The organism is Lentibacillus daqui, from assembly GCF_027186265.1.
GTDB lineage: Bacteria > Bacillota > Bacilli > Bacillales > Amphibacillaceae > Lentibacillus_C > Lentibacillus_C daqui.
In genome coordinates this window covers 1,180,308-1,206,065 of sequence record NZ_CP114176.1, presented here as the reverse complement: position 1 = coordinate 1,206,065, position 25,758 = coordinate 1,180,308, and the positions used below count along the sequence as shown (strand labels likewise).

Annotated in this window: 26 protein-coding genes; 7 read left to right on the top strand and 19 right to left on the bottom strand. The window is 41.4% G+C overall.

Features of this window, described 5'->3' with window-relative positions; genetic code table 11:
* Positions 1-103: 103 nt before the first annotated feature.
* The 9 genes from O2S85_RS06090 to O2S85_RS18765 form a co-directional block, all read right to left on the bottom strand.
* Entirely contained in the window at positions 104-844 is a 741-nt protein-coding gene (locus O2S85_RS06090) for a Cof-type HAD-IIB family hydrolase (protein ID WP_269411796.1), read from the bottom strand.
* Positions 845-1,033: 189 nt separating this feature from the next.
* Positions 1,034-1,528 carry a DUF1648 domain-containing protein gene (locus tag O2S85_RS06085; protein ID WP_269411795.1) on the bottom strand — a complete coding sequence of 165 codons (495 nt, stop codon included), beginning with the start codon at positions 1,526-1,528 and terminating at the stop codon, positions 1,034-1,036.
* Positions 1,529-1,577: 49 nt separating this feature from the next.
* The gene (locus tag O2S85_RS06080) at positions 1,578-2,147 is read right to left on the bottom strand and encodes a nucleotidyltransferase family protein (protein WP_269411794.1); all 570 of its coding nucleotides are present in this window, start codon (positions 2,145-2,147) and stop codon (positions 1,578-1,580) included.
* Entirely contained in the window at positions 2,144-3,097 is a 954-nt protein-coding gene (locus O2S85_RS06075; protein ID WP_269411793.1) for a 5-oxoprolinase subunit C family protein, read from the bottom strand. The genes O2S85_RS06080 and O2S85_RS06075 overlap by 4 nt, the downstream gene beginning before the upstream one ends.
* 27 nt (positions 3,098-3,124) lie before the next feature.
* Positions 3,125-3,877 carry a LamB/YcsF family protein gene (locus O2S85_RS06070; RefSeq protein ID WP_439649437.1) on the bottom strand — a complete coding sequence of 251 codons (753 nt, stop codon included), beginning with the start codon at positions 3,875-3,877 and terminating at the stop codon, positions 3,125-3,127.
* Between the two features lie 57 nt (positions 3,878-3,934).
* On the bottom strand, positions 3,935-4,666 hold the full coding sequence (gene pxpB, locus O2S85_RS06065) for a 5-oxoprolinase subunit PxpB (protein WP_269411791.1): 732 nt from the start codon (positions 4,664-4,666) through the stop codon (positions 3,935-3,937).
* 287 nt (positions 4,667-4,953) lie between these two features.
* Positions 4,954-5,118 carry a hypothetical protein gene (locus tag O2S85_RS06060; RefSeq protein WP_269411790.1) on the bottom strand — a complete coding sequence of 55 codons (165 nt, stop codon included), beginning with the start codon at positions 5,116-5,118 and terminating at the stop codon, positions 4,954-4,956.
* A gap of 101 nt (positions 5,119-5,219) precedes the next feature.
* The gene (locus tag O2S85_RS06055; protein ID WP_439649452.1) at positions 5,220-6,434 is read right to left on the bottom strand and encodes a CynX/NimT family MFS transporter; all 1,215 of its coding nucleotides are present in this window, start codon (positions 6,432-6,434) and stop codon (positions 5,220-5,222) included.
* Between the two features lie 376 nt (positions 6,435-6,810).
* Positions 6,811-6,912, bottom strand: coding sequence for a putative holin-like toxin (locus O2S85_RS18765; protein ID WP_367746730.1), 102 nt, complete (start codon positions 6,910-6,912; stop codon positions 6,811-6,813).
* A 403-nt stretch (positions 6,913-7,315) separates the two neighbouring features.
* On the opposite strand from O2S85_RS18765, the gene O2S85_RS06050 reads away from it, so the two are divergent.
* A complete protein-coding gene (locus tag O2S85_RS06050; RefSeq protein ID WP_269411788.1) occupies positions 7,316-8,815 on the top strand; it encodes an APC family permease in 1,500 nt (499 codons plus the stop codon).
* A 320-nt stretch (positions 8,816-9,135) separates the two neighbouring features.
* Here O2S85_RS06050 and xsc read toward each other — a convergent pair whose 3' ends face one another.
* The 5 genes from xsc to phnX all read right to left on the bottom strand — a co-directional run bounded on the left by xsc (position 9,136) and on the right by phnX (position 15,311).
* Positions 9,136-10,911 carry a sulfoacetaldehyde acetyltransferase gene (xsc, locus tag O2S85_RS06045; RefSeq protein ID WP_269411787.1) on the bottom strand — a complete coding sequence of 592 codons (1,776 nt, stop codon included), beginning with the start codon at positions 10,909-10,911 and terminating at the stop codon, positions 9,136-9,138.
* Positions 10,912-10,944: 33 nt separating this feature from the next.
* On the bottom strand, positions 10,945-11,883 hold the full coding sequence (locus tag O2S85_RS06040; RefSeq protein WP_269411786.1) for a selenium metabolism-associated LysR family transcriptional regulator: 939 nt from the start codon (positions 11,881-11,883) through the stop codon (positions 10,945-10,947).
* Between the two features lie 62 nt (positions 11,884-11,945).
* Entirely contained in the window at positions 11,946-13,301 is a 1,356-nt protein-coding gene (locus O2S85_RS06035; protein WP_269411785.1) for an aminotransferase, read from the bottom strand.
* Positions 13,302-13,706: 405 nt separating this feature from the next.
* Positions 13,707-14,429: a GntR family transcriptional regulator gene (locus O2S85_RS06030; protein ID WP_269411784.1), complete on the bottom strand. Its 723-nt coding sequence runs from the start codon at positions 14,427-14,429 to the stop codon at positions 13,707-13,709.
* 57 nt (positions 14,430-14,486) lie between these two features.
* Positions 14,487-15,311 carry a phosphonoacetaldehyde hydrolase gene (gene phnX / locus O2S85_RS06025; RefSeq protein ID WP_269411783.1) on the bottom strand — a complete coding sequence of 275 codons (825 nt, stop codon included), beginning with the start codon at positions 15,309-15,311 and terminating at the stop codon, positions 14,487-14,489.
* A gap of 202 nt (positions 15,312-15,513) precedes the next feature.
* On the opposite strand from phnX, the gene O2S85_RS06020 reads away from it, so the two are divergent.
* A complete protein-coding gene (locus O2S85_RS06020; protein WP_269411782.1) occupies positions 15,514-16,848 on the top strand; it encodes a short-chain fatty acid transporter in 1,335 nt (444 codons plus the stop codon).
* 59 nt (positions 16,849-16,907) lie between these two features.
* Here the strand turns inward: O2S85_RS06020 and O2S85_RS06015 are convergent, their stop codons facing one another.
* The gene (locus tag O2S85_RS06015) at positions 16,908-17,861 is read right to left on the bottom strand and encodes a DMT family transporter (protein ID WP_269411781.1); all 954 of its coding nucleotides are present in this window, start codon (positions 17,859-17,861) and stop codon (positions 16,908-16,910) included.
* 100 nt (positions 17,862-17,961) lie between these two features.
* Positions 17,962-18,189, bottom strand: coding sequence for a hypothetical protein (locus O2S85_RS06010; protein ID WP_269411780.1), 228 nt, complete (start codon positions 18,187-18,189; stop codon positions 17,962-17,964).
* A 298-nt stretch (positions 18,190-18,487) separates the two neighbouring features.
* On the opposite strand from O2S85_RS06010, the gene O2S85_RS06005 reads away from it, so the two are divergent.
* Entirely contained in the window at positions 18,488-19,105 is a 618-nt protein-coding gene (locus O2S85_RS06005) for a C39 family peptidase (RefSeq protein ID WP_269411779.1), read from the top strand.
* Between the two features lie 65 nt (positions 19,106-19,170).
* On the opposite strand, the gene O2S85_RS06000 is transcribed toward O2S85_RS06005, so the two are convergent.
* On the bottom strand, positions 19,171-19,626 hold the full coding sequence (locus O2S85_RS06000; RefSeq protein ID WP_269411778.1) for a flavodoxin domain-containing protein: 456 nt from the start codon (positions 19,624-19,626) through the stop codon (positions 19,171-19,173).
* Positions 19,627-19,848: 222 nt separating this feature from the next.
* Here O2S85_RS06000 and O2S85_RS05995 point away from each other — a divergent pair, with 222 nt between their 5' ends.
* Positions 19,849-20,265 (top strand): YmaF family protein, encoded by a 417-nt coding sequence (locus tag O2S85_RS05995; protein ID WP_269411777.1) that lies wholly within the window; start codon positions 19,849-19,851, stop codon positions 20,263-20,265.
* A 131-nt stretch (positions 20,266-20,396) separates the two neighbouring features.
* Positions 20,397-20,534: a hypothetical protein gene (locus O2S85_RS05990; RefSeq protein ID WP_269411776.1), complete on the top strand. Its 138-nt coding sequence runs from the start codon at positions 20,397-20,399 to the stop codon at positions 20,532-20,534.
* 61 nt (positions 20,535-20,595) lie between these two features.
* Here the strand turns inward: O2S85_RS05990 and O2S85_RS05985 are convergent, their stop codons facing one another.
* Together O2S85_RS05985 and cudC are read right to left on the bottom strand one after the other, a co-directional pair.
* Positions 20,596-21,489, bottom strand: coding sequence for a glycine betaine ABC transporter substrate-binding protein (locus O2S85_RS05985; protein ID WP_269411775.1), 894 nt, complete (start codon positions 21,487-21,489; stop codon positions 20,596-20,598).
* Positions 21,490-21,522: 33 nt separating this feature from the next.
* Positions 21,523-22,086, bottom strand: a complete 564-nt coding sequence (gene cudC / locus O2S85_RS05980; RefSeq protein WP_269411774.1) for a choline uptake/conversion transcriptional regulator CudC — start codon at positions 22,084-22,086, stop codon at positions 21,523-21,525.
* A gap of 250 nt (positions 22,087-22,336) precedes the next feature.
* On the opposite strand from cudC, the gene betB reads away from it, so the two are divergent.
* Positions 22,337-23,806 carry a betaine-aldehyde dehydrogenase gene (gene betB, locus O2S85_RS05975; RefSeq protein ID WP_269412492.1) on the top strand — a complete coding sequence of 490 codons (1,470 nt, stop codon included), beginning with the start codon at positions 22,337-22,339 and terminating at the stop codon, positions 23,804-23,806.
* 32 nt (positions 23,807-23,838) lie between these two features.
* The gene (gene betA / locus O2S85_RS05970) at positions 23,839-25,524 is read left to right on the top strand and encodes a choline dehydrogenase (RefSeq protein ID WP_269411773.1); all 1,686 of its coding nucleotides are present in this window, start codon (positions 23,839-23,841) and stop codon (positions 25,522-25,524) included.
* Positions 25,525-25,758: the final 234 nt, after the last annotated feature.

Genomic DNA, 25,758 nt, shown 5'->3' with positions numbered 1-25,758 from the left:
ACGACAATTTAGCCATGTAACTTTGTATCATCCCGGGATTGACTTTATTGACTTTTTTAAATCGATTAAGCCATTCTAAGGTGTTATCTTAAAACTGCCCTTATTACAATACAAAACGTTCTATTGCCATAGCTACTCCATCCTGATTATTCGTATCCGTTACGAAATCGGCGGCCATCTTGATCGCTTCCTGGGCATTTCCCATGGCCACACCGATCCCGGCTTCCTGGATCATTTTGATATCATTCAAACTGTCGCCTACTGCCATGACGTTATCCATCCTCATCCCCAGCCAATCACATACCTTGGTAATGGCCGTTGCTTTGTTAACACCGGCCGGATTGATCTCAATATTGGTTGGAGTAGAATTTGATAATTCCAAGCCCTTGTGATAGGACAGTTTTTCCACCAGGTCATCCAATTTCTCTTTGTTATGGGAGTCGAAGCCGATTTTAAGCCAATCATGGTCATAAAAATTATCCGGACGTGCGTCATACCAGACATCATCCGTTGAGATCATCCAGCAGTTCATATCATTTTCGGCTCCAAGTTCCCACATCATTTCAATCAATTCTGTATCAAGCAAGTGCCGCTCAATTAATTCTTTATGTACCGTCCAGATTTCCCCGCCATTACAGGTCACTAAATACGATGTAAGATTTAGTTTTTCAGCAAACGGGTGACATGAACTAATCCACCGTCCCGTACTCAATACCACTTGTACATCATTGGCAAGCGCCTGTTTAATTGCTTCTTGTGTACGTTCTGATACCTTCTGCTCACTCGTTAACAACGTTCCATCCATATCTAGTGCTACCAATTTGATTTCATGTTTGTTATCCATATGTACGCTCCCTGTCCAATATATTTGAGTTTCGAATATCGCGATTTTACAAACGTATTGTTAAAAACGGAATTAACACCAGTGCCAATTGTACGCCTTGAATGACGCAATTTTATCTATTACCTATTTTACCAAAGGCTGGCCAATAATAATAAAGAAACCATTTATGGCCCATTGGGATTTTCTTGTTCACCGAAGTTGATTCATCCTTACCATAAAGACAATAATCGTAATTAATGGTACCACTATGATCGCAACGATTAACCATACACCAAATGTATCATAACCTTTCGCGGCGCGTACTGTCTCCCATGTTAAAAAAGAAAAAATAGCTACAGTCTCGGCATTAATAATCGTCATAAACAAGCGTGCTGACTGATACAAACGAGGTGCATTTTCCTTGGTTATTTCTACCGTATAATTAAAGGTATGTGGTACCTTGCTCAAAAAATAAAGCGGGATATAACAGATAACTGCAATCACAGGCAAAAGAAAAATAGTTCCCTTATGTCCCCAGCCATCTGCTTCCCCTTTTCCATTAAAATGCGTAGGGACTGTTTCCGGCAGACTGCGATAAGTTAGCACTACATAAACAATGGAACTAAGCAGCATAAGCATAGCTATCAGGTTTAAAAATTGCACCCATTTAGAAGGTGGAAGATCTATTTTTGGACGATCGCGCATAACATATTCGCCCCCTTGCTTTTTTACGTTTATACGTTAAACGCGGATCTCAGGTTTCATTAATTGTCAATTTTGGCCAGGTTTCCTGCCAATTCTTTTGAGATAAACGTTTCCTGTAAAAACCCATGCGCTGTTTATCCAATAAAAAGAAAGGTGTTGGTCTGACTGTCAATTGTACACAATCATTTATTCCATGCGGAGCAGTAAGTACAATATGGTCTTTTTCATTAAGACGGACACCAAGCGATGTTGCCGTCTCCGGGAATTTGGCAATGGCGTCAACCGAAGATATATACGGAGCGATCTGATTTGTGATATGCATCCGCGCTTCGTTTTTTACTGACCAGGGATATTCTGGTGCAGCAGCTTTCAATATGGTTTCGTAACGTTTCTCTGTTGTTTCCTTCAAGTCATTCTTATCGAAATAAATAACATCAATATCTTGAAGTGGACTTCTCTCCTCATAATAGTGCAATGTATCCCAAATTTTAGTCCGAACAAAACCTGCGCAAATCCACCAATCCGGTAACTGTAATTTTTTTGCCGCCTGTAATGCCTCCATCATCCATACATCTTCGTGTATCATACCTACAATGTCCTGTTCCGTAAGCCACTTCATCTCCCTATCTCCAAACCGACACGAAAGGTTTCCAACCGCTCCAGAAATGCTTCCCTTTTGACTAGTCGTTGCTGTGCATCTTCCACGGAAATGGAATAAAAGCGGATTTTCCCTTGCGGGGGAAGCTGGGCAATGTTTGGGAGGTCAGTAGAAATGACCGTACCAATCCGCGGGTAGCCACCAGTCGTTTGCCTGTCTGCCATCAATATAATTGGCTGACCATTTGGTGGTATCTGTATTCCTCCAAATGGCGTGGCATCCGACCAGATATCCCCTGATGGAGTAATTTGAAAATCGGCTGCCTCCAAACGGTATCCCATACGATTGGAATTAGCTCCAACGATAAATGTTGTTTGGTAAAAACGTTGTCGATCCGCCTCTGTAAACAGATTGGTATGCGGTCCTTCAATGATGGCTACATCAATTTCCTTTTGATAAATGGGAATAACCTTTCTGGAAAGACCAATCCCGGAACGACTTGCAACAGGATTTCCCTCGATTGCCTCTCCCTTTTCCAGCATATACCCTAAACCACTATTCATATCCATTGATTTACTTCCAAAGATGGCGGGTACAGCGAACCCTCCAGCTACTGCAATATATGCCCGCACCCCTGATTGAAGCTTGCCAAATGTTAATTGGTCCCCTTCCTCCATTGTAAACGTCTCCCACATGTGAACCGACTTTCCATTTACAGATGGTTGTAAATCAGCACCTGTTATGGCTAAAGTAATGGGGTAGTGCGCCTCCAGTTGCGGGCCAATGAGTGTAACTTCCAAGCAAACCTCATTGCGCTTATTTCCCACCAATATATTGGCAATCTGAAATGCAAATACATCCATCGCACCTGCGACCGGCACACCGAACCGTTGATATCCTGTACGTCCCATATCCTGAAAAGAAGTTATAACTCCTGGCTTGTTCACAGTAAATATTTTTTGACCTGCCATTACAGCACCTCCAATTCAGTCCTAAACTTATCCTACGTTAATTTCAGCATCTTCCAGTTTCCTTCGCAGTTTTTTTGCAAAGGCAACAGCATTCACTCCGTCACCATGTAAACAAATGGTATCGGCGCGAATCTTAATTTGGGTGCCATCAACCGCCTCAACAACACCATGGTTCACCATCTGCTCCACTTGTTGTACAGCCGCTTCAGCCTGTTCAATTATCGCATTTGGATGTTTTCTTGGTGTTAAGCGTCCATCTGGCTGATAGGTTCGATCGGCAAAAACTTCGGAAGCAACTTGTAACCCTTGATCCTCACCCGCTTGCAACAATTCACTGCCTGCCAAGCCATATAATATTAACGATGGATCAATGTCATGAACAGCCCGAGCAATAGCATCTGCGATCTGTCGGTTTTGACCCGCAAGATTATACAATGCACCATGAGGTTTCACATGTTGCATCCTTGCCTGGTTAACCTTACAAAAGGCAGCAAGTGCCCCAACCTGGTAAACCACCAGCCGGTAAACTTCTGCAGCCGAGCAATCAATCATCCGACGCCCAAATCCAGCCAGGTCAAAAAAGCCAGGATGTGCACCTATGGCAACACCATGTTGTTTGGCTAAACGAACGGTCTGCTCCATGACTTCCGGATCACCAGCATGTCCGCCACAGGCGATATTTGCCGATGTAATATATGCCATCATGTCCGCATCTGCACCAATAGTATACCTGCCAAAGCTTTCCCCCATATCACAATTCAAATCAATTTGCTTATCCATGTTCATCCATCCTCCCTTATTTCACCGTACACATCAACCAGTTTCATTACCACGGTATTATCTTTGTTTAAACTTTTCATTCACACGAAAGCTGCCTTCCTTCACAAGCAGCTCGATTTCCGCAAACGCTTCTGCAGTTATTTCATAAAAGCACACGACATCACCTGCTTGAAATAAAAAAGCATCATTTTCCTTATCAGACTGGAACAGTTGAAGTGGTGTTTTTCCAATAATATTCCAGCCACCAGGAGAAGCCAGTGGATATATTCCTGTTTGTTCATGGGCAATCCCAACGGCACCTGCATCAATCCTCTTTCGCGGTTCATCCAGCCGAGGTGTAGCGATACGTTTATCCATGCCACCAAGATAAGGAAATCCCGGCAAAAATCCAAGCATGTAGACAAGATATTCATTCCTTTGGTGAATCGCGATTACTTCATTCTCTGTTAACCTGTTATGGCTTGCAACACGGGTTAAATCAGGTCCCTGTTTTCCGCCGTATAAAACAGGGACATAGATATATCTGGATGTTAGCGTTATGTCATCCTTTCCAGTTAACACAATTTGTTGCAATTGTTTCCGAATGCTTTCATATGTCATATGTGTCGGCTGATAATAAACAGTTACCGAATCAAACGCTGGCACCCATTCTTCCACCGCTGTTAAAGACAATTCTTGCAGTTTCTGACAAAAAGTACGAATCTTCCTATTTAACTCCGGTGAAACTGTTTCATGAAACTCCACTTTCAACGACGTATCACCAACCGGTTTTATCGTAACATTACCCATACAAAGCCTCCCTGCCAAGACATTTTCCTAAATTGTAGCACAAAACATAAATAGATTCTGGCTTGGACATTCCATCCGAAATTGGCATTGGAATGTATTATCTATTTATAGTATGTTCAAACAACAACCACATTTATATCAGCGATTTCAAATAATATATTAGCCATTCCCATTTTCTGGCGGATATGCAGAACCACTCCGTCCTGAATCACAGAACTAACCTATGTACCAAAAAAGGAAGTAACACCAATCAAAATAATAGTGTCACTTCCATTTCTTTTTTCAATTTATCGTTTCTTGTAGCGATAGCTTTTAAACGGTAGTGTCATTAACAAAATAACAATCCCGACGATTAACAGTATATAATGAATTACCATCGTATTTTCTTCAGATATATAATAGGCTCCGATTGCTGCAAGTATCCAGCCCATTATTTCAATTAACAAACGCACGTCTTCACTCTCCTTATTTCTAACCGGGCTTTTTCATATATCACAGGCTGGTCTGCCATCAAATAAGTGCATGGTTATATCAATCTATTTTTTACTAACTATTAATCCGATACGTACCTATCCCGTCCGGCAAACGAACCGAAAATAATAACAATAAATCCTACACCGATCAACGTTATTAATGGTATCGTCCAACTATGGCTCAGATCATATAAATATCCAATAAATATTGGTCCAATAGCTGCCAATAAGTAACCGAATGATTGCGCCATCCCGGATAATTCAGCAGCCTGCCTGGCATTTCGTGAGCGCATACCCAAAAATGCCAGTGCTAATGGAAAGACGCCCCCAAGTGCAATCCCAATTAAAATGACACTAATAATCATAATAACGAACCCACTACCGAGCAGTAAGCCGCTATACCCGCCAATCGCACATAAGGCAAGCAGCCAGGCAAGCCACCATTGCGATTTAAAACGTCCGGCAAGCACAGGCACCAGGAAGCTAAACGGCAAGCCGATCAACTGCATAAATGAGAGCATCCAGCCTGCCGTTGCAATACTAACACCGTAATCATGGATGATCTCCGGCAGCCAGGAAATAGTAACATAAAATAAAAATGACTGAAATCCCATAAAACAGGCAACCTGCCACGCTAACGGGGATCGCCAAATACGGTTATTCGATGATGTTACAAATTGCGATTCTTGCTGGTTCTCCATTTTTTTACCTTTACTAAGATAGGCCCAAATAAGAATTCCGATAATTGCCGGCACCGCCCAAATCAATAAAGCAATTTGCCATCCCAATCCTAGTCCTTTCGCAATCGGAATACTTAATCCAGACGCCGTAGCAGCAAGTGCACCCATTGCGGTAGAGTACACTCCGGTCATCAGTTCCACTTTGTTGGGAAACTTCTCCTTTATTACACCGGGCAGGAGCACATTGCAAAAGGCCACCCCTATGCCAACAAGTAACGTACCGATATATAACAAGGAAACAGAGGTGATCGATCGAATACTAATCCCGATAAGCAACAAAATCAGGCCGATTAGCAATGCCCGTTCATTGGAAAAACGATTACCAACTTTGGGTGCAACCGGCGAAATAAGTGCAAATGCTATCAGTGGTAAACTTGTAATGATCCCTGCACTCCAATTAGACAGCCCAACGTCATCGCGAATAAGCCCAATAACCGGACCTACTGACGTAATGGATGGGCGCAAATTAAATGCCGCAATAATGACTCCAGCATATATTAAAAAACGATACATCCGATTGGTATCTTTTTTTGTTAACGAACTATCTACATCCATCATACAATTCCTCCACACTTTCAAAATCACTGTTCCTATGATAGCACATTAATCGGTTGAACGGATAACATTTGAATAGTGTGGCATATTACCATCTCCCGTATATTGGAAGGTAAAATACTGTTTCAATTACAGCGTAAATATTGTTCGATAGCAATATTTATGGTAGATAATGGTAACTAGCCAAGCTATGTTATTTACAGAGTTATTTCCCTTTCCAAACCCTTTTTATATGGTATACTATAGGTAGAAATATGCATATACTTATAAAGACCACAGCTGCAACTGTGGTCTTGCGATAAGCGGTTCCCCCAGGGTATCAGCTATCCAGGAATAGACCTCTCCCGTTTCGACTGTTTTGGGTTAATAGGGAGGTCTATTTTTTATTGATCAAATCCAGGATGAAAGTAAACAGACCCAGCAAAAACGTGCCGAATGTAAACATTACGATCAAAGCCTCGAAAATGCTCAATGGCATCACCACCTTATAAAGGGCTAGCCGACCAATCCCTAAAAGAACATTATCTTAGTTTTAGTATAGCACAAACTTTGCTAAAATAACCACATAAACAGAACATTTGTTTGTCAAATGAACCATTTTTCCTACGTAGCAACCCGGACGGCCACCCATGATAGCTACTTGTTGTACGCTATGAAATACAACAAACCATTGGGGGCATTTCCATATGGGAAAATCTCCTCTACTTCTGCTGGGTATTCCTGCCCTATAAGAATTTATCATAAGCTTTATTTTATATTGCAATAATCTAAATTTGTAAAATTGATTGATTATACTGGTGCGAACCAGTTAAAATAATAGATAAATGTTATATCAATAATTATGATAGCGATTACAAAAAGAGAGGGAGAGGATTTTGTATATGGCAGAGCGTGAAGAACTGCAAAAGACGCTAAAACCACACTGGGTCTGGGCGATTGCCTTGGGATCATCGATTGGCTGGGGTGCGTTTGTCCAGCCGACCATATGGATGAAAGATGGTGGTCCACTGGGGGTTATGATCGGATTTTCCATTGGAGCAGCACTCATGATGCTTATTGCAGTCAGCTACGGATTTTTAATTCAGAGTTTCCCCGTATCGGGTGGAGAATTTGCCTACGCTTTTGTTAGCCTTGGACGAACACATGCCTTTATATGTGGCTGGTTTCTGACCCTAGGCTATATATGTATCGTTGCACTTAATGCATCCGCGTTTACCTTAATGTTTAAATTTGTGTTCCCGAAATTTATTGAGAATCTGCATATGTATCAAATTGCCGGCTGGGATGTATATGGAACGGAGGTTATCATCGCCACTTTAGTACTGATCTTGTTCGGTTACTTGAATTTCCGCGGTACCGGCCTTAGTGGTCAAATGCAATTTATTTTCTGTTGTATTATGCTTGCAGGTGTTTTAGCATTAACACTATTGGTTGGTGGAAGCCCAGAAACATCTTTTGCGAACATGCAACCATTATTTCCAACAGGCACCACATCATTTGCCGCGATTATCTCAATTGTAGCCATTGCACCATGGGCTTTTGTTGGCTTTGACAATGTCCCGCAAGCCGCTGAGGAATTTAACTTCTCTACCAAAAAAGCATTTAGTCTCATTGTTTTGGCTCTATTTTTTTCCGGGTTATTATATGTATTTATGGTAGGCGTCACGGCAATGGCAACCCCATGGGACGCGCTTGCTGCGGAAAACAATCTTTGGGGTACAGCGAATGCCATTACCGGCGTACTCGGTACATTTGGCTTGGTTATTCTCGTGACTGCGCTTTGTATGGGGATTTTCACCGGCTTAAATGGATTTATTATTTCATCAAGTCGCCTGCTTTTCGCCATGTCACGTGCCAAAATATTGCCTGAGATATTTTCCAAAGTCCATCCGAAATACAAAACGCCTTACGTCAGTATTATTTTTACAGTCATACTGTCAATGTTCGCCCCATGGTTTGGGCGTGAAGCATTAACTTGGGTCGTTGACATGTCGTCTATCGGGGTATCCATTGCCTATCTGTATACTTGTTATACCGCATATATCATTTTTAAATGGTCGATGGACAGTAGCTTTAACCCAAGTAAACATGTGATTGCACCTCTAAAGAAACTTTTTTCACTTGTAGGGATGCTGGCAAGTATAACGTTTATCTTACTTCTACTTATCCCTGGTTCTCCGGCTTTCCTGGGTATTCAGTCAAGAATTGCCCTAATCGCCTGGATAGTTCTTGGGGTAGTATTTTATTTAGCTAAACGAAAAGAATTTAACCAAATCCCCACAGAGGAGTTAAATTATTTGATCCTTGGAAATAAACAGATTAAAGTTGAAGAAAATAAAACAGAGTTGAATACTCCGGGGGTTGAAGCAGGAAACGAATAAGATAAAATCGGGACAGGTGATAATGCTTCTGTCCCAATTTTATTGTCTGCTGCTAGTTATTTCTGAATCACGCTAAATGGAACTATTAATTCGTCGTCTGGTGTCTTTAAAAAAATGCTCCATACCAATGATACTGGTACGGAGCATTTTCAGTTTATAGAGGATGTTCAAAAAGTCCGGTAAAAATGACACTTCGAATTTCGTCGTTGGCTTGCTTTTCCGCTCCTCATGTACCTTTTATGTACACTCCGGTGCTCAAAGCTGCGCCGCCTAGAACTTCTCGGTCCTTTTTATCCTCCTTTTGAACACGCACTTATATGTTATTTTTTCCATTCATTATAATCAAGGTGTTTATATTTATCCAACAAGCGAGTAGGCATGTGTAATGCATCTTTTCTAAATGGTGGCGCCAGCTGAGTCCCATCTACATAGATATTCAAAACGGCAGGCTTTCTTTGTTTTAATACCTCTTTTACAGTTGGACCGATATCTTCTGCTTTGTCAATCGTATAGCCTAGCGCCCCCATTGACTTGGCAACTTCGGCAAAATCAGGGCCCTCAATATTCGATCCAACATAACGATCATCATAATAATCAACTTGATTTTTCTTTTCTGCTGCCCATGATCTATTGTTAAACACGCAAGCGATAACTGGGATGTTCTGTTCAACTGCCGTGCTTACTTCATGCAGGCTCATGCCCCATGCACCATCGCCAACAATCGCTACAACTGGTGCATCAGGATCGGCTAACTGGGCGCCAAGTGCTGCCGGATAAGAAAAACCTGTATTGCCAAATGTTAACGCGGCAATATGACGTCTCGTTTGATTAAATTTCAAATAGGCATTTGCAGTCGATGAAACGTTACCAATATCGGATGAGATGATTGTATTCTTTGGAAGTGCTTTAGTCAATTCCAATAGTGCCCGTCTTGGATTGATTGGATCGCCATCCACCATTGCCAGATCAACTAATTCCTGTTCCCATTTTTCTTTCAAATCACTAACCTCTGCTAAACGTGCCGAATTTTTCACCGGAGATGGCACAGCTGACTGAAGCTGACGATAAATTTCATCACTGGCTGCTTTGGCATCACCAATAATACCAACTTCAACCGGATGTGTACGCCCAATTTGCCGTGGATTGATATCGACTTGAATGATTTTGGCATCCTTAGGGAAATAGTCAATATCATAACAAGGAAGCGTTCCGAACTGTGATAGACGTGTTCCAATGGCTAACACAACATCAGCCTCTTTTAGTGTATACATGGCAGCCTTGGATCCCATATAACCAATTGGCCCAACAGCAAGTGGATGATCGACTGGAAAAGCATCATTATGCATATATGCACAAGCAGCAGGTGCTGACAAATGTTCTGCTATTTTTACAACTGAATCAATACCATCTGCATCTACAGATCCGCGACCCGAAATAATAACAGGGTTTTTCGCATCCTTTAATAGGGAAACAGCCCTCTCAATTGATGCCGGATCACCACTGCCGCGCTTGTCTGTGCGATATTGACTTGGCTCGAGGATATAATCTTCTATTTCTCCATAAAACAGGTCGCGAGGTATATCATATAACACCGGCCCACGTTCTGCATACGCAATTCGAAAGGCAGTTCTCAGGCAATCGGCTACACGGTTTTTATTGGTTACGCGTACAGTCTCTTTGGTAATATCTTCAAAAATGGACACCTGATTAGCTTCCTGGAAACCATCCAAACCAACAGATCCTGTCCCTGCAGATGGAGAAATAACTACCATCGGGCTGTGCGCCTGATTGGCCGCTGCTACGGACGTTACCATATTTGTAATCCCGGGACCATTTTGACCGACGATCACCCCGGCAGTTCCTGTAACCCGCTCATACGCATCCGCCATATGACCGGCACTTTGTTCGTGACGTACCGGTATAAAACGGATCCCGGCAGTCGGGAACAGGTCAAGCATATCCATAAATGCGGAGCCAACTATTCCATAAACTTCTTTGACATTTTCTTTTACTAATGTTTCGACGATTGCCTCACTAGGTGTCATCTTCACTTTTTGATTTGTTGCTTTCTTCAATTCTGCTTGTTGGTTTACCATTTGAATTCCTCCTTAAAAATTATCAATCTATCATCAACAATTGCTTGATGGTAACGGAATTAGCTTACCTACTTCCTTTTCCTGAATAATGTCTCCCAGTTCTTTGATAAATAACTCCGTTGTTGTTTTTAAAACATGATCTTTTCGAAAGGCAATATAAAAATAACGGTAAAACGAGATATTTTTCACCTGATACGTCTTCAGTAATTTTAACTTTTGCTCTTTTTTTATGGTGTTTTTGGAAATAAATGAGACTCCTAATCCAGATTCTACTGCTGACTTAATTGCTTCGGTACTACCAAGCTCCATCACCACATTCAAATCGTCTAACGAAAGCCCGGCCTGTTTAAGATAATGATCCACAACAGATCGGGTTCCTGACCCCTGTTCACGAATAATGAGTGGTACTTCCCTTAATTTTTCCTGCGAAATTTGCAGTTCATGACTTGAAAAGTAATCCGGTTTCGTAATTAAAACAAGTTCATCCTCCAGGATAGGGTCGCTCACAATTTTTTGATCCTCAATCGGAGTCTCGATTAAACCCACATCAATAACCTGATCCTTTATATTCTCGACAATATGATGTGAATTGGCGATCTCCACACTCATTCGGACATGTGGAAATGCATCTTTGAACCGCTTCAAAAACTCTGGAAGTATATATTCTCCAACAGTCAGACTACATCCCACCCGCAAATCGCCATTTATTGTACTTTCCATTTGTGAAATTTCTTTTTGGGCTGAGTCACTCAAACGAACAATCTCCTTGGCAAATTTCAATAAAATGTGTGCAGATTGCGTCATCGCTACCTTTTTCGTTGTTCGTTCAAATAGCTTGGTATTCAGTTCCTCCTCCAAAGCCTTTACCTGTGATGTTATCGTTGGTTGCGTAACATATAAAATTTTGGCGGCCTCTGAAAAGCTCTTTTTTTCGGCAACAGCAATAAACGTTTTTAATCGTTCATAATTCAAATCTATTACCTTCCCATCTAACTTCCATTCCCCCTGTTCCCAAGGAAGTAGAAGTTCACAATCTAGATACTCCGAATAACAGACTCAACCGTCTCTACAACAAAATCCAAATCCTCTTCTGTACTAGAAAGTGGCGGTGCAATAATAATCACATTGTTTTGACCTGGTACAGTATCGCCATTTTTACCGATGATCAGGCCTTTTTGTTTACACCTCCCTACGATTTCGCCCATTGTTGCCTCATCAATTGGTGTTTTGGACTGTTTATCTGTAACCATTTCTATTCCTACTAAAAATCCTTTTTGTCTAACTTCACCAACATTTTCGTGGTCTTGCAACTGATGAAGCTTAGCCAGTTTGGTTTCACCAAGTTTTTGTACACGCTCCACGATGTGTTCCCGCTCAATAATTTCAATGTTTTTAAGTGCAACCGCACATGCAGCCGGATGACCTCCATACGTGGAAACATGACGGAAATGTTTATCTTTTCCCGCCTCTTTAAAGGCATCATAAATTTCCGTTTTAACTGATGTTGCACCCAGTGGTAAATAACCGCTCGTCAAACCTTTAGCCATCGTAACAATATCAGGTTGAACACCCTCTGCATGCATGAAACCAAACATTTTTCCTGTTCGACCATAACCGGCGACAACTTCATCCATAATTAGAAGTACGTTATGCTCTTTACAAATCTCAGCAACACGCTGGATATATTTCGGTGACGGTACAAGGACTCCTCCACCAGAGATAATCGGCTCCATAATCACTGCTGCAACCGTTTCCTCCCCTTCCCAATTAATCATTTCTTCCAGCATTTGCGCTGCTTTCAAGTCCGATTCTTCCGGACTTCCTTCAAAAACGGAGCGATAGCTATAGGGTGGATAAACATGTAAAAAACCTGGTGCGCCGGGATCATATTTCGTACGTCGATTCGCTTGTGCGGTTGCACTTAATGCACCAAGGGTTGACCCGTGGTATGCCCGGTAACGCGAGATAAATTTATACTTTCTAGGATTACCGGTCTGATTATGATACTGTCGGGCAATTTTAAACGCTGTCTCATTAGCCTCGGAACCACTATTTGAGAAAAATGTTTGATAATCTGCATCCAAGAGCTGACTGATCTTCCCAGCTAATTCAACAGCAGGCGGGTGATTCATAGTTAATGGAAAATAAGTCAGTTTCTTCATTTGTTCTGCAGCTGCATCAGCAATCTCCTCCCGACCGTAGCCAAGATTTAAGCACCATAATCCTGATACACCGTCGAGATACTCTTTGCCATTCTCATCTTTAAACCATGACCCTTTACCGGATACCGCCATCATATCCTGAGCATCCGGATTGTATTTATGCATAGCATTCCACAAATGTGATGTTGTTTGTTCTGATACAGCATGTTTTTCCACTTCAGTCTTCATATCAATGCCTCCATTCGAAAATAGTAGATACATATTATGGGCGAGCACCCTAAAAAGTACCCTCTTCAGTGTGCTCGTTGGTACCTATAAATCAACCTTCATCAAAGGCAGTTACCGTTCATGCAAACACCTCGATATTTACAGCCCCGGGAAATCGCTTACATTCCCGACTGTTTTTCTTCCTCTTAATTTTGTGTAAGACCTCAATGCCCGCTATAATTACTCCCAACTCAAAAAATAACTACTGCAAGACGTTGCTCAAGATCGTGACGTCCGTACCAGTTGAATTAGGTTTATAATTAGTATATTCTAACTCACGGGTAAATTTCAATGTTTTTATTAAATTTTGATATTTAAAAACACAATAAGTTTTATTTAACCTATTTATAAATGATTACAGCCCGTTTAGCCAAATTTTCGTGATAAGTTAATTTTAAAGTTGTACATATCACTGCGGTAGAACGCCTCTTCCATTTCGATAACATTACCTGCCTGATCTTTAATAATCCGTTCCGCAATTAACACATGTTGATTGGCTGAAGCCCCTAAATACTCTTGATCTTCTACTAATAATGGGCCACTGGATATCGTTTGATTCGCCTCAGCAAACTGAATACCGAGCTCGTTTTCAATCAAGTCATAAAGTGTGGCATTATCAAGATCATACTGAGCTAACCGCTCCCCGATTGGCACCGGATAATAATGTCGTTCCACACCAATAGCAATATCGTCTGCATAGCGAATTCGTTTGATAAAGTATGCTTCGGTAAAGCCGGTCATCTCCCGTATGTAGCCAGATGGTGTAGTGCGATAATGTGTGATAAGTTTTGCCCCCGGCTTCATACCCATATTGCGGATTGTTTCCGTCGTACTACTTAAATTTCCCAACCAATCATGAATCGGTTTTAGCGAAACAAAGGTCCCTTTCCCATGTCGTTTTTCTAATATACCTTCTCTGACCAACAAATTAATCGCCTCACGAACCGTACTGCGACTAATATTATAATCTTCCATAAACTGTCGTTCGCTTGGAATTTGTTCAGATAGCACTCCCTCCGTCACTTGAGCTTCAATTATTTTTTTCAATTGAATATGCAATGGGATGGAATTTGAATAGTCGAGTTGCATGATATCCCCCTCTCTACAGGTTGTTTAATCTTTGGGGTTCCAGAGAGTCCAAATACTTTATACAAATTCCCTTTCTAATTGAGATATTTGGAGATCGATTTTGGGAATTACCTCTTTCAATTGCCCAATTGATTCAATAACATAGTCCGCACCCGCTCCCTTGAAACGCCTCTTAATCGCTTCCATTTTTTCCAGGAGTATATCTGGATCGCATTCATTTACCTCTTTTTCAGTCATGCCCAGTTCGCTACTTCCTTTTACAACCCCTACAACCCACGTTCCAGCATTTATTCCTTCGTTTATATCATTTAACGTGTCACCAATTTTAACCGTATGACTTAATGGGTAGACTCCTAGGTTCATAGCGTTACGAAAAATCATCCAAGGGTTTGGACGTCCGGCTGGAACTTCATCAGATGTAACGACTGAGTCGGGATCGTATCCCTGTTGTTTTGCCGACGGGACCACGATATCAATCATATCCCTTGTGTATCCTGTTGTTGATCCTATCTTAATTCCATTCTTTTGTAACCATTGGGCAGTTTCAGCAGCACCTGGAATAAGTGTGCTATAACTTGGTAAAATAGACAACAAAGCCGGTTCAAAATCAGCATATAGTCCATCCACATCTTTTTCATTGGGAAATCGCCCGTACTTCTTTTCCCAGGCATTTGCAATTCTATCCATTTCGCAAATTTTTTTAATATGATCCCGCTTAGGAAGTCCCATTGGTTCACGTGCCTCTTCATGTGAAACTTCAATACCTTTTTTATTAAAGACTTCCAAGAATACATCCAGCGGACAAAAACAACCATAATCAACCATTGTTCCTGCCCAATCCATAAATACTGCCTTGACATGTTGCAGAGATTGATCATTCATCCAGATTCCACCTTTGTCATTTCATAATTAATCCAAAGCGATTTTCATCCACCTTTATAATATAATGAATCACAGTATTTTGTAAATGTTTGGATTAATATATTCCATTTTAAAATTAATAAAAATAAATTATATACCCATTTTAAAAACCATTTGGTAATATATAATTAGAAACCGATTTCATAAAAAGGAGGGGAAATTTATGCGGTCAATCACAATTTTTTTCGATCGGATGGTACAGCGCTTTTTGCCTGATGCGTTTTTATTTGCGATCATTTTAACGTTTGCTGTTTTTGTATTGGGTATCATTTTTACCGGCAGTTCACCAATCCAGATGATTGATTACTGGGGATCCGGGTTCTGGGATTTACTTGATTTCGCCATGCAAATGTCCTTAATTGTAGTAACAGGCTACATTCTAGCTAGCACACCAATCATCAAAAAGCTGCTGGCCAAATTAAGCCAGCTGGCAAATACGCCTGAACAAGCTATTTTGGCGGTTACCTTTATTGCCTCCATCGCTTGTTTAATCAATTACGGATTTGGATTGGTTGTTGGTGCATTATACGCTATTCATCTCGCAAAACGCGTTCCGACAGTGGATTATCGGGTACTGATGGCAAGTGCATATAGTGGATTTCTTCTGTGGCATGGCGGATTATCCGGTTCCATTCCGCTATTAATCGCAACCCCGGGACATTTTCTGGAAGATTCTATTGGTATTATTCCTGTAACCGAAACATTGTTCAGTTGGTTTAATATTTTTATCGTTTTGGTGCTATTGTTTACCTTACCATTTTTTAACCGGTTTTTGATAAAGTCGAGAGGACCATTGCAAAATACTGATGCAACATCATGGAAGTCGGAATCTATGACTGAAAATGAAGCGGAAGATAGCGTGGATATCGAAAAATTGACACCCGCAGAACGACTGGAAAACAGCCGGATCGTTTCCTATCTCACAGGTATTCTGGGACTTTGTTTCGTTATTTACTTCTTTTTCAAAAATGGTTTTGATTTAAATATCAACATTGTTAACTTTACCTTCCTGTTCTTGGGAATTATTTTTCACCAAACACCACGCCGGTTTTTGAACAGTGTTACCAGTGCGGTGAAAAATGCCGGCGGGATCATTATTCAATTTCCTTTTTATGCCGGCATTATGGGTATGATGGTCGCATCCGGATTATCGGAACAAATGTCTTTATGGTTTGTCAGTATTTCCAATGAAACAACTCTGCCATTGTTTACCTTTATTAGTGCCGGTATCATCAATTTCTTTGTTCCTTCCGGTGGCGGGCAATGGGCAGTTCAAGGACCAATTATGGTACCGGCTGCACTGGAAATTGGTGCAGATACGGCGAAAACTGCGATGGCTGTTGCATGGGGAGATGCATGGACCAATATGATTCAGCCATTTTGGGCATTGCCGTTACTAGCGATTGCCGGTTTGAAAGTTCGCGATATCATGGGCTTTTGTGTCTTGATCCTAATCTACAGTTTCTTCCCAATCGCTATTGGTCTACTGTTCTTTTAGCGAGTAACAAGTAACAACCTTCAAAACCCTCACAAACGATAATGTGAGGGTTTTGAATTTTACCTGCCTTGCTGGACATCTGCCTTATCTCTCTGTGCTTTTTCTTTCCTCGTCACCTGTGCAACAATAATCCCGAATATAATCAAGCCTGAGCCAGTTAAAACACCAACAGATAGTTTCTCGTCAATAATCAAACTGCTGAACAACAAGCCAAAAACCGGGACCAGCAGTGTGGAAATCGTTGCGGTCACCATATCTATTAAACTTAAAATGAGGAACCAAACTGTAAAACATAACGCAGATGCCAGAATACCAGTAAACAAAATATAGTAGATACTATGTACGTTTAAATCAATTGGTTCTCCCCACTCCATGAGACACGTGACAATAATCATGACGATTGTACCAAACAGCATTTGATAAGCGTTGGTTTCCAATTTTGGCAAATGCTGAAGTTTCCTACGAAAATAAACATTTGAGACACCCCAGGATATGGCAGCAATAATGATAAGCAACTCCCCAAAAAGAACCTTTATGCTTTGACCAATCCATATGTCCCAGCCCAAAATAGTTAAAAGCCCAACCATCCCAATCAGTAAACCGACCCATTTTGCTGATGTCAATTTTTCACCGAGGAATTTTCCGGCCAATAAACTGCTCCACATTGGCATCGAATATAATAGTACCGAGGATTTCCCTGCATCCACAAACCGGAGTCCATACATAACGAGGAGAAAAACAATGGATGTTTGCAAGATTCCTTGTACTAATAACGGTTTCCAATATCGTTTGAGCGGAAATCGTTTTTTGGACAGCCATACAATCAATAGCAACGCGATCGACCCTGTTGCAAATCGAAAGGAGGAAAAAGTAAACGGTCCCATATATGCAAGTACTTCTTTCATTAACACCCATGCATAGCCCCAAAGGAGTGTAATCGTCAAAATCAGCAGCCACATGAGTCCCTTATTTTTTTGGAGTAGTATCGTAAATGAATTACTTGATTTTTTCATAGTCTTCCTCCACTCGAAAACACAAATATATCTAAAAGCATACCAAAAAATTCACGCAAAAAAAATAAGCCTGCTTGTGCACGCTTTAATTTGCTTTACGTCATTGGTTTTTCTTTTCCAAAATTTTATCGACCACTTTGGCAGCACTTTGATCAATTTCACGGATATCACGCTGCAATCCTGTTAATCCATGGCCTGTTTCGTTGATTTTTGTTTCTATATCGGTAACGAATTCATTAAGAAGATACCCGCTTGACTGTATATCCTCTACCTCGTCCGTCATATCCGTGATGGTCTGCAATAAGCTGTCTATCATTTTCTTGTCCAACGTGCCCCGCCTCCTCAACAAGTTTAAATTATCATGCCACTATACCCTTCACAAGTGCCATTGGAACGAATCCGGATCTGGGTATTTTTATCTAGGCTGACGGGCATCAACCATCTTGACATGATTACGCCGCATTCCTGTAAGCAAATCCCCGTCAATACAAGAATGGGTATTTTGTTCGTTTATGTCTTTCCCAATATTTTAACCAGGCTGACGTATGTGTTTTCGGAAAGTAACTTGCGGGACAGACAACTCGCCTTCCAATATTGTATAATAATTATGAAAGGAGTTTGATAAGGTGGAAAATAAACATAAATGCAAAATTGATGGTGTTCCGACTATTAATCAACACCCGGAATTACCCACCGGTTGTGAAGCAACATCTTTAGCCATGTTGCTCACCTGGGCAGGAAAAACGGTCAGTAAATTTGCAGTAGTCGAGAAGCTTTCAAAGGGTGAAAAAGTCAGGTTTGTGGACGGAACATGGTATGGGGCTAACCCCAACGACCAATTTGTTGGTGATCCATATACCGATGATGGTAGTTTTGGAGTTTTTGAAAAACCGATTCTGGAAACTATTGATCACTTTCTGCCAGGGAAAGGCGTTGACTTAACGGGGCAGGACTTTGAGGTACTACTGAACGTTGTACGCTCCGGGACACCAGTGATGGCCTGGACCACCATTAATCAGAATGAAACCTATCATAGTAAATCATGGCAAGATCCGGCTGGCAACACCATTGACTGGTACTGTAATGAACATGCGGTTGTTATTATTGGGATTGATGGTGACCATGTCATTGTGAATGATCCTTATACTGGAAAAGAAGAACATTATGATAGACATATATTCGAGCATAATTGGGCCTCCATGAAAAAACGTGCGGTTACGGTAGACGTAGACAAATCCGAATGATAGAAAATTGAAAAGAGGGGGATCTGTTACTTTCCCTCTTTCCACCACCTTTATTTACACGTATGTTATTCCATTTTCGCAAGCTGGTCCAAAAATTCCGCAGCATATCGTTTGCAATCTGCAATATCCTTATCATTTGGCTCCAGTTCAACTTTTAATTTTTCTTCATACATCGTACCGCCAATTTCCGGGATTCTTGCAGCAATGGTCTCAAGTGCAGCGCCATATGAATCATAAAACGAATCACATGAACCAAATACACCTACAAGCTTTCCAGTCAAATCAACACTATCCAGATCATCGTAAAAATCCTCTACTTCATATGGCAGATCATCATCCCATGTATAAGAGCCAATCAATATCCCATCATAATCGAGCAATTCCTGTACATCAATATCATCAAAGTCAAATGATTTACGTACCAGCTCATGACCAGCACCCTTTACATAATCACCGATCGCATCAGCCATTATTTCCGTGCTGCCTGTCATACTGGCATCCAACAAAATAATTTTTGCCATAATGTCATCCCCCACATCCTAAATTGTAGCTTAACTTTATTCTACTTGATAATGATAATTATTTTCAATTGATATACTTATTGGTTACTCAAAGGCGAAATTTTTATGGCAAAGCTGTGACAATAGACGCATTATGTTCTATCTAGTCAATTTTTTCTTTCACCGTACAAGATTCATGATCATAGCCTATCATGACAATAAAAATCAAAGGAGTTGTATACATTGTATTATGACATGAGACAGTTTCCTGGTTATGCCCCATATACACCGGTCTATCCAAACTGGCAACAGAAGAATTATCCCGAACAACGTGCAAAAATGAGTCCTTCCCAGACAATGGGACAGGAACAAAAAGGGCATACACATGCTCATACTGGAGCAACATCATGCAATGATAAACATACCCATTTACATCCCGGGGTAACAAGTACACCAATTGAAACAAAAGAAGGTCATGTCCACAAAATATGGGGAAATACAACGTTTGAGGATGGACATATTCATTATTATGAAGCATATACCAGTCCGCCAATATCCTTGCCAGACGGCTATCACACCCATTATGCCGAAATCAGAACAACCGAAAACGATGGGCATACCCATACGATTAAAGGATTTACCAGGCCATCGAAAAGCTGAATACAATCAAGGCAAATCTGAATTTATACAAACCCTATTTTCAATTTCAATGAAGGGCGATATAATAATTTATGTAAGGTGATTTTAATATACAACCTATCTGCATTCTTTGTAAAAGGAGCCATACCAAAATGAGAGTAAAAATGAATGTGCAAACCGCCTACCATGGTGATTTATTACGTGCAGGAAAAGAATATGATATCGATGAAGAAATAGCCAAGCGTTGGATAGCCAGTAAAATAGCGGAACCAGTGGATGATGAGGCATAAAAAAAGATTTTTCAAAAAAGGTGTCAAACCCTTTTGTAGGATATGACACCTTTTGTATGATTTATTCTTCCAGCCATTCATTTACCAAATCCTGATTATCCTCCACCCATTTGGCTGCACCTTCCTCGGGATCTTCAGCTTTATTTACCGTACTCATGAGATCACCAACCTGGTCATCATCCATTTTCCAATTTTTCAACCATTTGTCCACCTCGGGATAATCGTCTGCAAATTCGTGCCTTGTTGCATGGTGAATTTTCTCCGCATCGCCATAAACCTTCTTCGGATCATCCAAAAACTTCAAGTCCATTTCGGAAAATACGCGATGTGGACTCCAAAGCGGTGCAACAACCGCTTTTTTATCTTTTATCGCTTCACGAATAGTCGTAATCATCGCCGGTTCGGAACTTGGTACCAAATCAAAGTCAAGATCATATTCCTTCATCATATCCTCGGTTACTTCCATAGTTCCGGCGCCGGCATCAAATCCGGTAATTTCTCCTTCAAATTCATCTTTATGGGCATTTAAATCTTCAATACTGTTAATATCATCCATGTATTCCGGAACAACCAGTCCAACTTTTGCTGTATCATACCAGGTTTCATCCGAGAAATCGGCTTCATCCTTATACTGTTTCAAATAATTGGCATCCTGCACAGGCAGCCATACCTCTGGGCTAATGTCCAAATCCCCGCTTGCAAGAGCTGCCATTTGTGTACCCATGTCCAGCAATTTCAGATCCAAATCGTAACCTTTCTCTTCCAAAATCACTTTCCACATGTTGGTGACAGCAATATTTTCAGCCCAATTAATCTGTCCCATGACAATTGTTTTATCGCCAGCTGCTTTTTCACCTGAATCCTTTTTCTCTCCACTACTTGTACTTCCACATGCTGTTGTAAGCACTACTACTAGAATGAATAGAATAAACATATACAGTTTTTTAAAAGACATTAATTTACATTCTCCTCCCCATGTTATTTCAAATTATTTATTGTCTTCCCCCGGATTTTTCGGTAAAAATTCAAATATCTCCCCTGTTCGAATACTGGCTGTTAATCGCTCCAGCCAACGGTAATACACCTTTGATGATTCGAGCAGGTCGTAATCTGCTTTAGCCTCTTTTCGCAAGTCATTGGGAACGGTCTCATCTTCAAAAATCTCACGGATATCCACTTGGGCGTGATCGATGGCTTCCATATTCATATTCACTTCCCGCTCCCACATCTGACAATAGAAAGACATGAATGAACGGAAGAAATCTTTTTCTGCTACATATGTGTGCTTTCTGGATCCACGCTGAAATACTTTTTTCACCATGCCATTATCTTGAAGCTTGCGGACGCTTGTGCTCATGCTTGGCTTACTCATGCCCAGCTCTTGGCGCATTTCATCCAGATTCATCTGCTCCTTGAAATACATCATTGCATATAATTTCCCCGCAGATGGTGTCACGCCATAAAGATCCATCGTTTCAGATATTGCGCCAATCACCTGATCTTTAGCTTCATCAAGCTTGTTTCGAACTTCATCTTCTTGTGCATATGCCATTCGTTCACCTCCATTTCTTATTTAAAAATTAAATTTGTTAAATTATTTTTTTACAAAGTTAATAATACCGGATTAAAACGAATTGTCAAATCATCAAATAACATAAAACATGGTGAATAATATATAACCATTAGGGTTTGGCAAATTTAATATTTTTCACTTTTGACAAACTTAAAATCACATGATACATTACATTTGTTCAATCCATTAAATTTTTTTTAAATAAACTTAATGATGAGGAGGGATAATGTTGACCTTAAAACAACAATATATTGATGGGCAATGGATCGATTCCATCTCTGGTAATACAAGAGAAATTATCAATCCATTTAATCAAGAAGTTATCGCAGTAGCGGCTGAAGGGGATGTTGCTGATGCAAAAACAGCAATTGCCGCTGCCAGAAAAGCATTTGATCATGGGCCTTGGCCAACAACTCCAGCTACTAAACGAGGCAGAATCATTGGTAAAATCGCAGCGTTTATCGAGCGGGATAAAGAGGAATTAGCTGAACTCGAATCCCTTGATACAGGTAAAACCATCGAGGAGAGCCGTGGAGATATGGACGATATTGCCGGTGTTTTCCGTTATTATGCGGAAATGGCAGATAAAGATGGTGGAGAAATCATAAACTCTCCCATTCCAAATTCCGTTAGTAAAGTTGTCAAAGAACCAGTTGGTGTGTGTGGACAAATCACACCATGGAATTATCCCCTACTGCAAGCATCTTGGAAATTGGCCCCCGCACTTGCTGCCGGGAATACATTAGTGATCAAACCAAGTGAAATCACACCGCTTACCCATGTAAAAGTATTTGAATTAATCGAAGAAGCGGGCGTGCCGGCGGGTGTAGCCAATCTTGTTCTTGGCGCTGGAGATACGGTTGGGGCTGAACTTTCCAACAATGCGAATGTTGATCTTATTTCGTTTACCGGCGGGATTCAAACCGGGAAAAAGATCATGCAAGCGGCTAGTGTCAATGTAAAAAAACTAGCACTGGAACTTGGCGGTAAGAATCCTAATGTTATTTTTTCCGACGCCGATTTGGAAACAGCGGTTGATCAAGCAATGAATGCCGTCTTTTTCCACGCTGGGCAAATTTGTTCCGCGGGCACAAGATTAATTGTCGAGGAAAGCATTCACGATGATTTTGTTCAGAAATTGGTGGGACGCGTGAAAAACATCAAACTTGGTAATGGTTTTGATGAGTCAACGCAAATGGGACCGCTTATTTCCCAAGAACATTTAAATAAAGTGACGAGCTATGTAGAACAAGGCATCGCGGAAGGCGCAACAGTTGCAATCGGTGCCAAACGTCCGGAAGATCCGGAATTACAAAACGGCTTCTTCTATCTGCCTACCATTCTAACTAACTGTACAACCGAGATGAGCGTAGTACAGAATGAAGGATTTGGTCCTGTCATTACGGTAGAGAAGTTTACAACCGAAGATGAAGCTATCAATCTGGCAAACGACTCAATTTACGGACTTTCCGGCGGGGTGTGGACAAAGGATATCGCCAAGGCTGAGCGCTGTGTTGCCAAGATGCGTATGGGAACCGTTTGGATCAATGACTTTAACCTTTACTTTCCACATGCACCGTGGGGCGGTTTCAAACAATCCGGTATTGGTCGTGAACTTGGAAAACCAGGATTGGAAGAGTATCAGGAAACGAAACATATTTTCCATAACTTAAAACCGGAGCCGATCAATTGGTTTTAGTTTCTATTTACAATCTTCAAGGGGGCTTACAGATGAAACAAACTTACGATTATGTAATCATTGGTGGCGGTAGTGCGGGTTCTGTACTCGGCAACCGTTTAAGTGCAGATAAATCGCGCAGTGTTCTAATCCTGGAAGCTGGGCGCAGTGATTATCCATGGGATTTGTTTATTCAAATGCCAGCAGCTTTGATGTTCCCGTCAGGCAATCGTTTCTATGACTGGATCTACTCCTCTGACCCAGAGCCTTATATGGATGGACGCCAAGTTGCACATGCCCGGGGAAAGGTTCTGGGAGGGTCAAGTTCCATTAACGGTATGATTTACCAGCGTGGTAACCCGATGGACTACGAACGATGGGGATCTGCCCCAGGTATGGAAACTTGGGACTATGCGCATTGCCTGCCATATTTTAAGCGACTAGAAACAACTTATGGAGCGGATCCATCCGATGAATACCGCGGTCACCATGGCCCAATTAAATTAAAGCGCGGACCGGCCACGAATCCTTTATTTCAAGCTTTTTTTGATGCAGCTGTTGAGGCTGGTTATTCAAGAACACCCGATGTGAATGGTTTTCGTCAGGAAGGTTTCGGCCCATTCGACAGCCAGGTACATAACGGCAGACGAGTGTCAGCTTCACGCGCGTATTTGCGGCCTGTTATGCGACGTAAAAATCTTACAGTGGAAACGCGTGCTTTTGTTACCAATATCGACTTTAATGATACCCGAGCCAACGGTGTAACCTACCAAAAGAATGGGAAAACCTATCATGTTAACGCGGGCGAAGTTATCCTTTCCGGTGGTGCATTCAACACGCCACAGCTACTTCAGTTGTCTGGTGTAGGAGACGCTGATTATCTACGCTCGCTGGGCATTAAACCAATCGTTAACCTACCAGGTGTAGGCGAAAATCTCAGGGATCATCTTGAAGTATATATTCAGCACGCTTGTCCGCAGCCTGTTTCGGAACAACCTAGCCTAAATAAAGCAAAAATGCCTTGGATCGGCTTGCAATGGCTACTTGGACGTACTGGACCGGCGGCATCCAATCATTTTGAAGGTGGAGGTTTCGTCCGTTCGAATGAAGATGTTGATTACCCGAATTTGATGTTTCATTTTCTTCCGCTTGCCGTTCGATATGACGGGCAAAAAGCAGACACAAAGCATGGATTCCAGGTACACGTTGGACCAATGTACTCCAACTCCAAAGGTAGACTGAAGATCCGTTCGCGTGATCCTTTTCAACATCCTAGTATTGTATTTAACTATCTTTCTACTGAAGAGGATCGGCGTGAGTGGGTGGAAGCGGTACGAGTTTCACGGGAAATTCTTTCTCAGCCGGCGTTAGCGCCTTACAACTCGGGTGAAATTTCCCCCGGGCCTTCTGTTCAAACGGATGAGGAAATTCTGCAGTGGGTAGCGAATGACGCCGAAACGGCACTCCATCCATCATGTACGGCAAAAATGGGTTCCGCTTCAGATCCGCTGGCTGTTGTAGATCCGCTGACCATGAAAGTTCATGGCCTGGACAACGTACGGGTAGTTGATGCGTCAGCTATGCCTCACACTACAAACGGGAATATCCATGCACCAGTGTTGATGTTGGCAGAAAAGGCAGCGGACATCATCCTCGGAAATCAACCGTTGAAACCTTCCTATCTGGATTATTACCGTCATAGAGTACATTCAGAAGTCGCCGGCACAGTAGAGAGGTAAGTCAACGATGAGCTTGTTAGAAAATGAAGGAATGAAAATATTATTGTAACATTGCTGATGGCTGAACTACTGGAACAATTGGCTTCCATCCAGTAGTTCAGTCTTTAATTGTGTGGGTGGTGGGCATGGTTTGCGTTATGTTACTGGCTAATTCGGAGAAGAATTTAATACATGCCTGAAAATAATGAAGTGGAACTCCTTGATTAACAGCTGCTTTTCCCTTCCTATTAGCTT

Excerpts from the sequence above, each read along its gene's own strand:
- O2S85_RS06030 (WP_269411784.1), bottom strand. The coding sequence starts at position 14,429 with ATGCAACTCGACTATTCAAATTCCATCCCATTGCATATTCAATTGAAA.
- pxpB (WP_269411791.1), bottom strand. The coding sequence starts at position 4,666 with ATGGGTAATGTTACGATAAAACCGGTTGGTGATACGTCGTTGAAAGTG.
- O2S85_RS05990 (WP_269411776.1), top strand. The coding sequence starts at position 20,397 with ATGAGAGTAAAAATGAATGTGCAAACCGCCTACCATGGTGATTTATTA.
- O2S85_RS18765 (WP_367746730.1), bottom strand. The coding sequence starts at position 6,912 with ATGCCATTGAGCATTTTCGAGGCTTTGATCGTAATGTTTACATTCGGC.
- cudC (WP_269411774.1), bottom strand. The coding sequence starts at position 22,086 with ATGGCATATGCACAAGAAGATGAAGTTCGAAACAAGCTTGATGAAGCT.
- phnX (WP_269411783.1), bottom strand. The coding sequence starts at position 15,311 with ATGAATGATCAATCTCTGCAACATGTCAAGGCAGTATTTATGGATTGG.
- O2S85_RS06070 (WP_439649437.1), bottom strand. The coding sequence starts at position 3,877 with ATGGATAAGCAAATTGATTTGAATTGTGATATGGGGGAAAGCTTTGGC.
- O2S85_RS06020 (WP_269411782.1), top strand. The coding sequence starts at position 15,514 with ATGCGGTCAATCACAATTTTTTTCGATCGGATGGTACAGCGCTTTTTG.
- O2S85_RS06090 (WP_269411796.1), bottom strand. The coding sequence starts at position 844 with ATGGATAACAAACATGAAATCAAATTGGTAGCACTAGATATGGATGGA.
- O2S85_RS06080 (WP_269411794.1), bottom strand. The coding sequence starts at position 2,147 with ATGAAGTGGCTTACGGAACAGGACATTGTAGGTATGATACACGAAGAT.
- O2S85_RS05985 (WP_269411775.1), bottom strand. The coding sequence starts at position 21,489 with ATGTCTTTTAAAAAACTGTATATGTTTATTCTATTCATTCTAGTAGTA.
- O2S85_RS06050 (WP_269411788.1), top strand. The coding sequence starts at position 7,316 with ATGGCAGAGCGTGAAGAACTGCAAAAGACGCTAAAACCACACTGGGTC.
- O2S85_RS06075 (WP_269411793.1), bottom strand. The coding sequence starts at position 3,097 with ATGGCAGGTCAAAAAATATTTACTGTGAACAAGCCAGGAGTTATAACT.
- O2S85_RS06055 (WP_439649452.1), bottom strand. The coding sequence starts at position 6,434 with ATGGATGTAGATAGTTCGTTAACAAAAAAAGATACCAATCGGATGTAT.
- O2S85_RS06085 (WP_269411795.1), bottom strand. The coding sequence starts at position 1,528 with ATGCGCGATCGTCCAAAAATAGATCTTCCACCTTCTAAATGGGTGCAA.
- O2S85_RS06000 (WP_269411778.1), bottom strand. The coding sequence starts at position 19,626 with ATGGCAAAAATTATTTTGTTGGATGCCAGTATGACAGGCAGCACGGAA.
- xsc (WP_269411787.1), bottom strand. The coding sequence starts at position 10,911 with ATGGTAAACCAACAAGCAGAATTGAAGAAAGCAACAAATCAAAAAGTG.
- O2S85_RS06035 (WP_269411785.1), bottom strand. The coding sequence starts at position 13,301 with ATGAAGACTGAAGTGGAAAAACATGCTGTATCAGAACAAACAACATCA.
- O2S85_RS06015 (WP_269411781.1), bottom strand. The coding sequence starts at position 17,861 with ATGAAAAAATCAAGTAATTCATTTACGATACTACTCCAAAAAAATAAG.
- betA (WP_269411773.1), top strand. The coding sequence starts at position 23,839 with ATGAAACAAACTTACGATTATGTAATCATTGGTGGCGGTAGTGCGGGT.